A 13,656-nucleotide genomic window follows, 5' to 3' on the forward strand; every position below is an offset into this window, starting at 1 on the left:
TTCAAACATGCTGTAGAAATGGGGATTAGAAATGAATAAAAAACAGATAGGCGGTTTGGTCATAGCGGCAATCTTATTTATCATGGTAGGAGTATCCAGCGTACTGACCAATACGTGGTCAGAGAAGATACTAAAGGAAAGCATGGGGGAACTGTTGACGGAGGTGGACGGATTCAATCCGCCCAGCGGCGACTATATTGCAATCGTGACGGTACAAGGCACGATTCAGGAACAGACAGAAACAGGGGTGTTCGATGTGCCTGTGGGGTATCAGCATATCACGACTCTTGACTATATTGATAACCTGATGGACGACAGCGATAACAAGGGAATCCTGCTCTATGTGGATTCCCCGGGCGGAACGGTGTATGAGTCGGAGGAGCTGTACCTGAAACTGAAAGAATATAAGGAAGAGACGGGACGCCCGATTTGGGATTATATGGCGCATTATGCGGCGTCGGGAGGATATATGATTTCTATGGCGGCGGATAAGATTTACGCCAATCCCAATACCACCACCGGTTCGATTGGAGTCATTATGTCCGGATTTGACATGACTGGCCTCTACGAGAAGTTAGGGATTCGTTATTTTAGTATCACCAGCGGGGAGTATAAGGACAGCTCTAAGATGACGGAGGAGCAGATTGCTATCTATCAGGAGCAGGTGGATGAATATTACAATAAGTTCGTGGGTATCGTGTCAGAAGGGCGCGGCATGGAGGATGCGGCGGTGAGGGCGATTGCAGACGGACGTGTCTACACGGCGAGCCAGGCGTTGGAGAAGGGATTGATTGATGAAATCAGTCTTTACGAGGATATGACAGCGGCAATGAGCAGTGAGCTTGGGGTCTATCAATTCTATGAGCAGGAGAGAGAGCTTGATTTCTTTACCTCTCTGTTTGCAAAAATCGAAAGTGTGATTCCCAAGTCAGAAGCGCAGATCTTAAAAGAGACTGCGGCAGAGATGGAAAGCGGGGTGCCGATGTACTATGCAGAACAATTACGCTAACCGCGGCAGGCAGGAATTAGAGTTCGCAGGATTTTGGGTGCGTCTGGCGGCATACCTGATTGACCTTGGTATTGTCTGGATTGGGCTTTTGTTCGTTAATCTGGTTATAGGGATAATGTCCTTCGCGGGAGGAGGTCTGTTTCGGACAAGGTGGCTGTTCCAGTATACGGTAAAAGATACGATATTGTATTTGCTGCAGGTCGCTTATTTTATCCTGCTTACCTATTATACAGAGACGACGCCGGGAAAACGGCTTATGAACCTCAGGGTGGTCCCTGCGGATGGAAACCGGAAACTTACGTTTGTCAGTATTTTGTACCGGGAAACGGTGGGAAGGTTTCTGTGCGGGCTGTCGATTGGGATTGGTTATATTATGGCGGGGGTAGACCGGGAGAAGAGAGGCCTTCACGATATGATCTGCGATACCAGGGTGGTCTATGGGAAGAGGATTAAAGTGGTTCCTAAGTATCAGGCTATGGCTGCGTATCCGCCCATACCACCCGTACCGCCTGCGCCGCCTGTTTCGCCCTACGGAAGACCGTCCGGGGGGAATGGACCGTCTGCCTATGGCCCGATATCTCCGTACGGAAATGCGAATGGAAATATGCCGGCAGGAGAAGGTACTGCGCCGGGAAAGGGGTATGGACAGATGCCGCACGGAGGAAGTCCTCTACCAGAGAAGGAAAAGGATGGGAATCCGGTGGAAGTTTTTGGGAAAATGCCGGAGAATGACAGGGCAGAATCAGAAAAAGTTGCAGCAGGCAATAGCAGTGTGCCGATAAATGTATCAGAGGGATCATCGAATGAAACGGATGGTACGTCTATATAATGGATTAAGGAAGGGATTCATATTAAAATGAAACGACAGGATTTTTACTATGAATTGCCGGAAGAATTGATAGCGCAGGACCCCTTAGTGGATCGGGAAAGCTCCAGGCTCCTTGTACTTGACAGGGAGTCTGGAGTTATTTCGCATCGTGTGTTCCGGGATATTACAGAATATCTCCATGAGGGCGACTGCCTGGTGATTAACGACACGAAGGTTCTTCCGGCAAGGCTGATTGGTTCCAGAGAAGGGACTAACGGGAAGATTGAGATACTTTTACTAAAACGGAAAGATAATAATATGTGGGAAACGCTGGTGAAGCCGGGAAGAAAGGCGAAGGTCGGAACGAAGATTATTTTTGGCGGCGGGCTTTTGACCGGCGAGGTGGTAGATGTGGTGGAAGAAGGAAACCGTTTGATTCAGTTTACTTATCAGGGGATTTTTGAGGAAATCTTAGACCAGTTAGGGCAGATGCCTCTACCTCCTTACATCACCCACCAGCTTGAGGACAAGAACCGTTACCAGACTGTATATGCGGCGCATACAGGTTCGGCGGCCGCGCCCACGGCAGGGCTGCATTTCACGCCTGAGCTGCTAAAAAAGATTGAAAGGCAGGGAGTGGATATTGCGAAAGTGACGCTGCATGTGGGGCTTGGGACGTTCCGTCCGGTGAAGGTGGACGAGATTACCGACCATCATATGCATTCGGAATTTTATCAGATTGATCAGGAGGCGGCGGATAAAATCAACCGGGCGAAGGCGAACGGAAAACGGGTCGTCTGTGTGGGGACTACAAGCTGCCGGACGGTGGAATCTGCGGCAGACGAGAACGGGGAACTTGCGGCGTGCAGTGGATGGACGGAGATTTTCATCTATCCGGGGTATCGGTTCAAGGTGCTGGATTGCTTGATTACGAATTTCCATCTGCCGGAATCTACGCTGATTATGCTGGTGTCCGCCCTGGCGGGACGCAAGAAGGTGTTGGAGGCTTATGAGGAGGCTGTGAGGGAGCGGTATCGGTTCTTTTCGTTTGGGGATGCGATGCTGGTGATGTGAGTAAAAAATTTTGGAGAGGAAAAGCCCGCGGGAGCGCAGGAATACTGGGGTTTTTGGCTTACCATAATACGGGCGGATATTGCGTTGTCATTGTTGAGCCAAACAAAAGAGATACAAAAGTACAGCAACAACAAGCTCAAATCATAAATTGGTAGGATAACGCGCAAAAGAACAAAGTCAGACATTGCGCTTGGTTTTATTCCGAATATTGTTGAGTTTATTCTGCCGCAGTGGTATACTATATCTGAAAAGCTTGGAGGTGCTAACATGAGTGATACCATAACTGTAAAGGAAGCGGCAAAGCTTTGGGGAATCACGGAGCGTCGAGTAACCGTTCTATGCAAAGAAGGGCGGATAGAAGGGGCATATAAAAAGGGACGCGGTTGGGTGATACCTATCGACGCCGAAAAACCTGCGGATATTCGCATTAAAACCGGTGCATATAGAAAAACCAAAACATCGTCTGGTCTACCGCTGCCGGTTGGAATTTCAGATTATCGTCTGGCCTCGTCTGAGTACTACTATGTCGATAAAACTATGATGATCAAGGATTTTCTGGACGAGAGACCGATGGTGTCTCTGTTTACCCGTCCGCGCCGTTTTGGCAAAACTTTGAATATGGATATGATTCGCACTTTCTTTGAAAAGACGGACGAAGACACCTCTATTTATTTCAGAGATAAAAAAATTTGGGCTTGTGGTAAAAAATATCGAGACTATCAAGGAAAATACCCGGTGATTTTTATCACTTTTAAGGATGTGAAACGGGACTCCTGGGAGGAGACCTATGATCAGATTTCCAAGATTTTGACACAGGAGTTCGAACGCCACAGCGAGCTCTTGGAAAGCGAGCAGTGCAGTAAATATGAGAAATCGTACTTTAAGAATGTTCTGGAAGGGAAAGCGGACAGCACAGATATGATGATGTCCCTGCAAAGGCTCTCTCAAATGCTGGACGAGCATTATGGTATCCCACCGATTATTATCATCGATGAGTATGACACGCCGATTCAGCAGGGGTATATGAGGGGGTTTTATGATAAGGTGATTCTCTTTATGCGCAACCTCTTTTCAGGCGGCCTGAAGGATAACCGGCACCTTTCTTATGGCTTTTTAACGAGCATTCTTCGTGTGGCCAAAGAGAGCATCTTCAGCGGTCTAAACAATTTAAAAGTGAATTCCATATTGGACAACCAGTATAGTGGATATTTTGGCTTTACGCCGGAAGAAGTAAAAGCGATTGCCCGATATTACCATGCCGAGGAGAAGTACGCGGAAATCTCTGCTTGGTACGACGGGTATCGGTTCGGGAAAACGGAAATATTTAACCCATGGTCTGTTATCAACTATTTTAGCAATGGCTGTCAGCCCAAGGCCTTTTGGCAGTCAACAGGCAGCAATGAGATCATTGGCGAAATTTTGGAGAATGCAGGAGAAGAAATCTATGAACGACTTAACGCTTTACTGCAAAGGGAATCTTTCCTGACGTATATCGACACTGGAGTTATTTATCCCCATATTCGAAATAATCCTTCCTCCGTTTACAGCTTTCTTCTGGTTGCAGGCTATCTGAAAGTCGTAAAGGTAGATCCTGCTTTCAGCGGTGAGTATATGTGCGAGGTGGCGCTGCCCAACCGGGAGATTGCGTTTGTGTATAACAAAGAAATTTTGCAAAAATTGACCGATATCATTCCCCAAGCTACAGCAATCTCCATTCAAGAGGCATTGTATTCTAATGATGCACAAAGGCTGCAAAAGGAGATGCATAAGCTTCTTCTCCAATCGGCAAGCTGCTATGATACTGCCAGAGAAAACTTTTATCATGGTTTTGTTCTGGGGCTTTGCGCTATGATGGATAACCGCTATTATATCAGCTCGAATGGGGAATCCGGAGAGGGCCGATATGATCTCAAAAGGCGTTAAAACGGTCTTCAAGTATGGCGTAGCTTTCAGCGGGAAACAGGTCGAGGTTACTACGAATTCTATATAATATATCATTGCGTTACAGGGAACAAAATAGCTGGACGAAGCGATTGCGGAATTTGAGAAAATCAGAAGCCTTCCGCCCGAAGAGCAGGAGAAACATTATATCCCGGCTGAGAAAATTCTCGTAGAGTTTGGATATACAGCAGGGAAAGAGAGGCGAGAATGGATGAATAAACAATATTATCGGTTGTTGCTCGACGACTATTCCGCGGCATCCTTTACCAGTTTTGATAAAAGCTACTTTGGAACTCTTGAACAAATAGATTCCTTATTTTTTGAGCATAAGGCGGATGGAAAACTTAGGGAACAGCTTGCAGAAATCATTTCGATTTATGATCGGTATATAGCTGGCGAGAAAAAGATCACTCATAATGTAGCGTACCGGGAAGTTCCATTTCTGGAACCCGCAAAAGTTATTGGAACAGACACCTCTGTGCTGGCAGATCACGTATGGCAGCACTTTAACACATGGAATGATCCCTACCAATTGAAATGTGCTAAAGCGGAGAGTAAGCATATTTGGTTTTGCTGCAACAGAAAATACAGCCGTTGTATCCAGACGAAGTTTACAGATCTGCAGTATGAAAGTTATATAGGAAAATATGAAAAGCTGGGGGAGATGCTCTTTGGTTATCCGAATCAAATCATTGGCGATAATGGTAATCTTGTAAACCGCTTATTTGTTATAGAAAAAACTTTCAAGAATAGAGCGGAAGCAATGGAAGACATGGCTCAATTTCAAAAAAACAAAGACATTAACTTTGCAGAGATTTTAAATGATATATTCGGAGACGGCTAAAATGGGTTGACCGGAAAGCTCTTTGCCGTTCGATGAAAGGGTGATACCGCCCAAAGGCGAATTTTCGCTTTTTTCTCCACTCCTTTTTGGGGTGTAGTCTTTCATCTCAGGTATTACGCAAGTTGGCTCGTACTATCCAGGAGCAATATCAAGCCTTGGCCACAGCGGAACAGCGCTTTCATGAAGAGGCGGCGAAGACGAGACAACTGGAGCAGGAATTGGAACGGCAAAGCCAGAGATGTGATGTACAAAGAGACATCATAAGCGGTATTATAAATCAACAATATCAACTTTCGGAAAAAAGAAAAAACTGTCTCGAACAGGTAAACAAGCTGCGCCTGCAAATGGAGGAATGCTTTAAGAAGATTGCACAGGCCCGCGGGTTCTATATATCGCTATTGAAGGAGGCTTCCGATCGGCGTGGCGATCAGTCGATTAAGAATCTGTTATTACTGTGGAAAGAACCGGGGGATGAGAAGAACACGCCTGTGGCATTTTCTCAGCGCGACCAGGAAGCAGCATTCGGTTCTTTGCTGAACACGGTGTTTTTGCTGACCCCTGTGCTTTCCACTACATTTGCATCAGCGGGAAAAATGCTGGCCTCCATTCGACGTTCAGGAGAAATTGGCTGCCTGATTATCGACGAGGCCGGGCAAGCCGCGCCGTAGATGACGTTAGGGTCTCTTTTCCGCTGCCGCCGTGCTATCGTGGTTGGTGATCCCAAACAGGTGGAGCCGGTTGTGACGGATGAACTGGATTTGATCAAACAGGTTAACCGAAGAAACACCGAGCCTTTTTGTTATTACCTCGTTTACCACCGTGCGGGACGGCATGAAGAAGATGATTCGAACTCAGCCGGAGTACCGGGAGGATAAACGATTTGCTGAGTGGGCAGAAAATAACATAGGAACCGTGCACACCTTCCAGGGCAAAGAAGCGGATCAGGTCATTTTTCTGCTTGGATGCGATAAGAATGCTTTACCGGCGGTACGATGGGTAAACGCCAACATTGTCAATGTAGCGGCTACCAGTGCCAAGTATCGTTTGTATGTAATCGGTGATTATACTGTTTGGCAGCATTCCCTTCTATTTCAAAAGGTAAAGGGGATTCTGGACAGTCATGCCCTTCGTGCCCTGCAAAAAACGGCAGACAGTCCCGATGTGCTGCGAAATGACAAGCAGATAGCGCAATTGCTGCAAGAAGTGCCTGGTGCTGACTCCTTGACAATGGATGGGGAATTGGATGATTGCCTGGTGGCGCCCCTTTTTCAAGAGTTGGATAATTTATGGAAAAATAGTTCACTCACATCGGCACAGTTGGCGGCGTTCGGTCTTTCTGCATCCGATATGAAAAGTTTACCGTCGAAAATTCAGCAAAGGCTTACCAGCAGTATACTGTTGCATGAGCTATTTGCCATGATGAGAGAAAGGTATAACCTGGAAGATATGGATGCGTCCTGCGCAGGCATCTTATTCTGCAAGACAATGGAATCCATGCTGAAAGAAATGCTCTTAGGGAAATTGAAAGCAATGTTTCCAGATGAGAAGATATACAAGGAAAAGCTATGTGATATAAAGGGAAATAAAGTAACAGCAGGGACCTTTACCTATCTTCTAAATAAAGAAGAATTTCGTTTTCGATTAGCTTCCCGCAGGGCTATCTTGTTTGAACAGGTTTGCGATGAGCGGTGGTGGAAAGTATATGCCGAGGAGTTAGAAAAATTTCGTCGGCTGCGCAACACCTGCTGTCATTCCGAACCGCTGAACTGGCAGCAGGAGAACGAACTAATACAGATCCTTTTTGCGAAGCAGGAGTTTATCAAAACACTGGTTGGCGATGCCTTGTGATGATGTTTGAAACGCTAATGGGTTACATCACTTACAGGTGTATTGACAACATACTTCTAAGGAAGTTATCTGCGCTGTCCAAAACACTGGGGTGTCGGGAAATGTTATTTTCTGCAAAGAGGTATGGCGTAGAAATATATCATTTCCGTCAGCCCCATCACAGTCCTGTATTAATACTCACACGTCTGCTTTAATACTTTTATCTGTTCTCTTGCTCTTCCATAAAATGTAGTCAACGGCATTCCGCAAAGTTTTGCCGCCTCTTTTCCAAGAATCTGTCCGCTTCTCCATCTATAGCAAATCTGAATGAAGTCGTCCGGCACATCCCGTTTGGGGCGCCCAAACTGTACGCCCCGCAATTTTGCTGCCTCGATTCCTTCTTTTTGACGTTCTCGGATATTCTTCCTTTCATTTTCTGCCACGAAAGAAAGTACCTGCAGCACAATATCGCTGAGAAAGGTTCCCATTAGATCCTTGCCCCTCCTGGTGTCTAAAAGTTCCATGTCAAGAACAACAATGTCTACCTTTTTTTCTTTCGTCAGGATACGCCATTGCTCAAGTATTTCCTCGTAATTTCGTCCAAGGCGGTCAATGCTCTTTACATAGATTAAATCGTCCTCTCTTAATTTCTTGAGCATCCTGTTGTACATTGGACGCTTAAAATCCTTGCCGGACTGCTTGTCTATATAAATATTCTGCTCCGGCACCTCTTTCTCGTTCAAGGCAAGCATCTGCCTGTCCTCGTTCTGCTCCCTTGTGCTTACACGCACATACCCGTATATCATTCATTTCAACCTCCTCTTTTGTATATCGAAGCGATTGTATGTGTAAATCGCTTTGGTATTATTTTAATCTGGAATGGGGGAAGAACAAAGATGTTGATTTTTGACACGGTGAAATTTTAGAATATTTTATAGAAAGAATAAATAAAAAAAGCCATTACGAAAAAGCATGGTTTTGCGCCGGAGATTGAGGAGGTTGTGCCGCTTAAAAACCTCAAGGAAAGGTACGGGTTTTCTTCTGCCTGGGAATATTATGAGAGGGAGGAGGAGCAGTTTCAGAAAGAACTCCGCAGGCGAAATATTTTCAGCGGTTTTTATCAATGGGTCCGATATTATGGAAATGTGATGAAGGAAAACAGGAGAAATTTAGACAGGAGGAAGGGCGGTATGGAAGGCGGTTATTTTGACCCATTTTATAATCTTGACGGCAGGAGGGTGGTTTTGTTTGGTTCAGGCAGGATTGCGGACGATTACCTGGAGAAATACGGAAGAATATATGCGCCGTTTTTCCTGGTGGATAATAACCGGGAAAAATGGGGGAGCAAAAAATGTGGGATTGAAATTAAAGCCCCGGATTCCTTGAACAGGCTGATGTACGGAACATACCGGGTGATTATCGTTATCAAAGATTATGAGCCGGTTGTGAAGCAGCTTGAGGCGATGGGAATCCGGGAGGACAGTTACCGGATTTTCAGCAGGGAGATGGAACCGTTATTAGGTGAGAAGATGGTGGATGCAATGTCCGACGGCAAGTATCACATGGGTTATGTTACCGGAGTTTTTGACCTGTTCCATATCGGACACCTGAATCTCCTCAAAAACTGTAAAAAACGATGCCATTATCTAGTTGCGGGTGTGCTTACAGATGAGCTTACAATGCAGGATAAGGCAAAGACTCCATTTATCTCGTTTGAGGAAAGATTGGAGATTGTGAAGCAGTGCAGGTATGTGGACCGGGTTGTGGCTGTTGATGCCCATAATACGAATAAAATTGATGCATGGAAGGAACTGAGGTATGGGTGTCTCTTTTCAGGGAGCGACCATGAGGGGCAGCCATACTGGGTTTGGCTACAGAGGAAACTGCGTACGCTTGGAGCGGAGTTGGAGTTTTTCCCTTATACGCAGAGTACCAGTTCTACGATGCTGCAGGCAGCAATAATGGGGGCAGTGGGAGATAAGAACCGTGTGCAGGCGGATTCCAGGTATTAAGAAAGGCAGTAATATGGAGATCATCTGTTCATCTGCCGGCATCGTGAATCCGTTTCGCCCCGGACAAGGGGTTATGGATATGGTGGACGCCGGTTTTCAGAATACATCGTTAGAGTTTGATATGTCCTGTTCCAGTTATGAGCTGGAACATTATGGAGAGATTCGCAAGGATGAGGAAGGGGAGGCAGACAGGCTGTTTCTTCCTGTTTCGGAGCATCCGGAAGAGGTTCGGAACTTTTTTGCAAAAATGCATGGGGAGTGTGTCCGGAACCATCTGCGAATCCCGGTCGCCCAGGCGCCTTGCCTGCCCCGGGATACGAAGCGGGAGGATTTGGCGGGGAGGCTTACCGAGATTCAGAAGGAATGTATCCGCTTTTGCGGGGAGATTGGCTGTGGTTATCTTGTGGTTCGTCCGTTATATGCAGATACGGTTTACAGATCGGATGCGGTTTCCCAGGGAGATGCTGCTTACGGAGGATATGCGGCTGGCGAAGAGTTCAGCCGTGGGATTGTTGGACATGCAGACGATATACAAGAAAAAGAATGGCGGATAAACCGAAAGTATTACCTGGGGCTTGCAAAGACGGCGCAGGAAAGCGGCGTGATAATTCTACTTGAGAATCAGTGCCGCAATCGGAATGGCCGGATGGTGCGAAGCGTTTGTTCCGACGGTGAGGAAGCCGCAATGTGGCTGGATTGGCTAAACCAGGAAGCCGGGGAGCAGCGTTTCGGGTTCTGCATGGACGTGGGCGTGTTAAGCCTGTGCGGACAGGACATGTATGAGTTCGCCCTTGCGTTAGGGGATCGGCTTAAAGCAGTGGTTTTAAGGGATTGCGACGGGCAGAATGAAGGCTCTTTGCTTCCGTTTACCTGCGCTTGCTTTGGAAAGCCGCGGACGGATTGGCTGCGGCTTTTGCGTGGGCTTAGGGAGATTGGGTTTGACGGGCAGTTAATCCTGGATGCCTTTGACACGGTGGTCACATTTTCCCCGCTTTTGCGTCCGCCCCTTCTAAGGCTTGCAAAGGCGACGGCAGACTATTTCCAATGGCAGATAGGGATTGAGAATCTGCTGAAGAAGTACCGGAAGATTGTGCTGTTCGGCGCAGGGAATATGTGCCGGAATTATATGAAATGCTATGGGGAGAAATACCCGCCGTTGTTTACCTGTGATAATAATGAAAAGACATGGGGGACGGTATTCTGCGGCCTTGAGGTGAAAGCGCCTGGGGCGCTGAAAGACCTGCCGGAGGATTGCGGGGTTTTTATCTGTAATATTTATTACCGTGAAATTAAGCGGCAGTTACAGGCAATGGGAGTAGAGAATATCGAGTTTTTTAACGATGAATATATGCCGTCGTTTTATTTTGACAGGCTGAAAGGGGTGTAGCGGTATGGTTTCCATAGGCGTACAGACGAAGGGCGTGGTAGAGGATCGGGACCCGAAAGCGGGATTTGAACTGCTGAAAAGGGTAGGATTTTCTAATGTTGATTTTAGTTTGAATTCGTATCTTCTGAATACGTCGCTGTACCGATTTGAGCTGAATGGTTTTTTTGACCAGACGGTTACGGAATTGGAGACCTTTTTCCGACCCCATAAGGAGGGGGCGAAAGCCGCCGGGGTGAAGGTCCATCAGATGCATATGCCTTATCCATTGTATATCCCTGGCGGTAAGAAGGAGATCAACGACTACCTGTGGAATGTGGTTGCGCCGAAAAGCATGGAAATCTGCGCTTTTTTTGGGTGCCGATATCCTGTGGTGCATGGGTTCAAGCTGTCGGGGAACCTTGGGTCTGAGGAAGCCGAGTGGGGGCAGACGGAGCGATTCCTGGACTTTCTTGCGCCGATGGCGAAGGAGAGGGGGATTGTGGTCTGTATCGAGAACCTGTACGATGTGCTGGGAGGGCATGTGGTGGAGGGACCTTGCTGTAACGTGAGGAAGGCGGCGGAACGGATTGACCGGTTTTATGAGAAGTACCATGGGGAGGTGCTGGGATTTTGCTTTGATACGGGGCATGGGAATTTGGTGGGGATTGATTTTGAAAAGTTTCTGGTAAGGCTTGGGCATCGGCTGAAGGCGCTGCATATCCACGATAATGATGGAGTGGGGGATTTGCACCAGATACCGTTTACGTTCACGAAGACGAGGGAGAATCGGGCTTCTACGGATTGGGAGGGATTTATCAGAGGGTTAAAGAGGATTGGGTATGAGGGTGTGTTGAGTTTTGAGACGGCGCCGGTGCTGACGGCATTTCCGGGGGAGATGAAGGAGAAGGTGCTGGGGTTTATTGCGGGGGTTGGGGAGTATTTTGCCGGTAAAATTAGATCATGACAGTACCAAGTTATACTCTATTCGGTCAAAAATTGGGGACAAGAACTGCCTGCTTCGTTTCATACAGACAGTTAATGCGTCCAATTTTTGACTAGATAGGTCAGTTTTCTAAGATCTCTATTTTACAGGAATGTTTTTTATCCTTTTTACTATATGCAATACCTACGGCAAGAATCCTTCCGGTATATGATACAAGTGCCCCAAGTTTCCCCTTAAACTTGAGCGCATACTTTCGGTCTTTGATCTGCTGGATTGCCTCTTCTGGCGTATGGTCAATCTTTAATTCAAGAATGATGCAGTCAGCTTTTTTAACTTCCGGGTAGAAGATAAAATCGACATATCCGATTCCAGCTTTATCCTCTCTTTCAATCCGATAGCTGTCTCTTGCGGAAAGATAAACCAGATTTATCAGTGCAGTCAGCTCGGATTCGTTATTATAGCTTAATAAAGGCGTTTCTGTATTATGAGCATATTCTAATATCGAAAGCATTTTGTCCGTATCCAGCGACAATGTTGCCTTCAACATCTGTTCTGACTTTTGAGAAAGGCGATATACATATCCTAAGGCTGGCTCCCTGCGAATCATATCTACGAATTTATCCATCAATTCTTTATTTGGAATAGATACCCGTCCGTTTTCTACGCATAAAAAGCCATACACAACCATTGCGGATAGAACTTCATCTTTTGTCCGCAATTCCATAGAAGTAGCGGCATATTCCTGTATGTTTGCCGGAACCGATTCACCGGCAGCCATAAGCGCAATATCATCTCTCACATCATCTACATTTTTACGGACATAATAAAATATCTCATCATATGGACCTGAATTAGTCCAATAATTGCTGAGCTGGTTATCGCTTAGGGCACATACCACGGAGCGAGGGTTATACAGCCGTTTCCCTGACAACGTTTGGTATCCATCGTACCAAATCCGCAGCTTGTCACGGCTGATGGAAGGTTTTTCCGTAAGTTTTAGGTAGCGTTCAAACAAAATGTCTACTTCTTCATCCGAAAATCCAAAATATTCCCCGTATCTTACTTTTGTTGCCATTGTGTATTCTAAAAACATATTCAATTCAGAACCGCTTGAATATTTCGCAATCGGTAGGATTCCCGTCATATACGCTAATTCTACATATGGCTGATCTTTGAGCAGATTGCTGATAAAATCTATAAACGCAGCCTTATCCGAATCGGTCACGAACTGTCTGTGAAAGATAAAATCCCATTCGTCAAGGACAAAAATAAATTTTACATCATCCTCAATTTCCAGAATTTGGTTCAGCGCATCCCAAACGGCAGTCTCACAGTCGATTCCTACATTGGGGAATTCACGGATCAGATCCTCAAGAAGCCTTTTTTGAATTCTTGTAATATATTGAGAATAATTCTTGCATTCTGAGGGCATTTCATTAAACATAATATGAATGACATTATGTTTGTTCAAATGTTTATGATACCATTCCCTTCTGCTGACACTCAATTTTCCGAATATATCGCTGGTATCCATACCTCTCCCGAAATAGGAGGCGATCATGTTTGCCATAACTGTTTTCCCAAATCTTCGGGGTCTGGTGATGCAGACATATTTATTTCCAATCGTGCCTAACTGTTGAGGCGCATGGTCGGAAGATTCTAATAAAGCGGCAAGTTCGTCCAATAGAGCCGTTTTGTCTATAAAATATGCAGCCCTTGTCTCATTTTGGTATAATATAGCGGGTTTTTTGCTGTTTAGATAAAGCCCCATACAATCATTTCCTTTCAGATAAGGTATGAATTGAGTATAACATATTTGAACAAGGTGATAA

General features: G+C 46.0%; 12 protein-coding genes. 10 read left to right on the plus strand and 2 right to left on the minus strand.

Going from position 1 to position 13,656, the window contains the following annotated elements:
• Positions 1-31: 31 nt before the first annotated feature.
• The 7 genes from sppA (at position 32) to AC6I3O_RS07735 (ending at position 7,524) form a co-directional block, all read left to right on the plus strand.
• Entirely contained in the window at positions 32-1,009 is a 978-nt protein-coding gene (sppA, locus tag AC6I3O_RS07705; protein WP_497850363.1) for a signal peptide peptidase SppA, read from the plus strand.
• Positions 990-1,838: an RDD family protein gene (locus tag AC6I3O_RS07710; protein ID WP_497850364.1), complete on the plus strand. Its 849-nt coding sequence runs from the start codon at positions 990-992 to the stop codon at positions 1,836-1,838. The genes sppA and AC6I3O_RS07710 overlap by 20 nt, the downstream gene beginning before the upstream one ends.
• Positions 1,839-1,865: 27 nt before the next feature.
• Positions 1,866-2,891 (plus strand): tRNA preQ1(34) S-adenosylmethionine ribosyltransferase-isomerase QueA, encoded by a 1,026-nt coding sequence (gene queA, locus AC6I3O_RS07715; protein ID WP_497850365.1) that lies wholly within the window; start codon positions 1,866-1,868, stop codon positions 2,889-2,891.
• Between the two features lie 267 nt (positions 2,892-3,158).
• Positions 3,159-4,814: an AAA family ATPase gene (locus AC6I3O_RS07720; RefSeq protein WP_497850366.1), complete on the plus strand. Its 1,656-nt coding sequence runs from the start codon at positions 3,159-3,161 to the stop codon at positions 4,812-4,814.
• A gap of 229 nt (positions 4,815-5,043) precedes the next feature.
• Positions 5,044-5,676, plus strand: a complete 633-nt coding sequence (locus AC6I3O_RS07725; RefSeq protein ID WP_497850367.1) for a hypothetical protein — start codon at positions 5,044-5,046, stop codon at positions 5,674-5,676.
• Positions 5,677-5,831: 155 nt separating this feature from the next.
• Entirely contained in the window at positions 5,832-6,344 is a 513-nt protein-coding gene (locus tag AC6I3O_RS07730; RefSeq protein ID WP_497850368.1) for a hypothetical protein, read from the plus strand.
• Positions 6,345-6,507: 163 nt separating this feature from the next.
• Entirely contained in the window at positions 6,508-7,524 is a 1,017-nt protein-coding gene (locus AC6I3O_RS07735) for a hypothetical protein (protein ID WP_497850369.1), read from the plus strand.
• A gap of 170 nt (positions 7,525-7,694) precedes the next feature.
• Here the strand turns inward: AC6I3O_RS07735 and AC6I3O_RS07740 are convergent, their stop codons facing one another.
• Positions 7,695-8,309, minus strand: a complete 615-nt coding sequence (locus AC6I3O_RS07740) for a recombinase family protein (RefSeq protein WP_497850370.1) — start codon at positions 8,307-8,309, stop codon at positions 7,695-7,697.
• Positions 8,310-8,504: 195 nt separating this feature from the next.
• On the opposite strand from AC6I3O_RS07740, the gene AC6I3O_RS07745 reads away from it, so the two are divergent.
• The 3 genes from AC6I3O_RS07745 to AC6I3O_RS07755 are packed head-to-tail and all read left to right on the plus strand — an operon-like array spanning position 8,505 to position 11,845.
• The gene (locus tag AC6I3O_RS07745; RefSeq protein ID WP_497850371.1) at positions 8,505-9,515 is read left to right on the plus strand and encodes an FAD synthase family protein; all 1,011 of its coding nucleotides are present in this window, start codon (positions 8,505-8,507) and stop codon (positions 9,513-9,515) included.
• Between the two features lie 13 nt (positions 9,516-9,528).
• A complete protein-coding gene (locus AC6I3O_RS07750) occupies positions 9,529-10,902 on the plus strand; it encodes a sugar phosphate isomerase/epimerase family protein (RefSeq protein WP_497850372.1) in 1,374 nt (457 codons plus the stop codon).
• Between the two features lie 4 nt (positions 10,903-10,906).
• Entirely contained in the window at positions 10,907-11,845 is a 939-nt protein-coding gene (locus tag AC6I3O_RS07755) for a sugar phosphate isomerase/epimerase family protein (protein WP_497850373.1), read from the plus strand.
• Positions 11,846-11,945: 100 nt separating this feature from the next.
• On the opposite strand, the gene AC6I3O_RS07760 is transcribed toward AC6I3O_RS07755, so the two are convergent.
• The gene (locus AC6I3O_RS07760; RefSeq protein WP_497850374.1) at positions 11,946-13,595 is read right to left on the minus strand and encodes an AAA family ATPase; all 1,650 of its coding nucleotides are present in this window, start codon (positions 13,593-13,595) and stop codon (positions 11,946-11,948) included.
• Positions 13,596-13,656: the final 61 nt, after the last annotated feature.

The organism is Sporofaciens sp. St.21A7 (assembly GCF_059728535.1).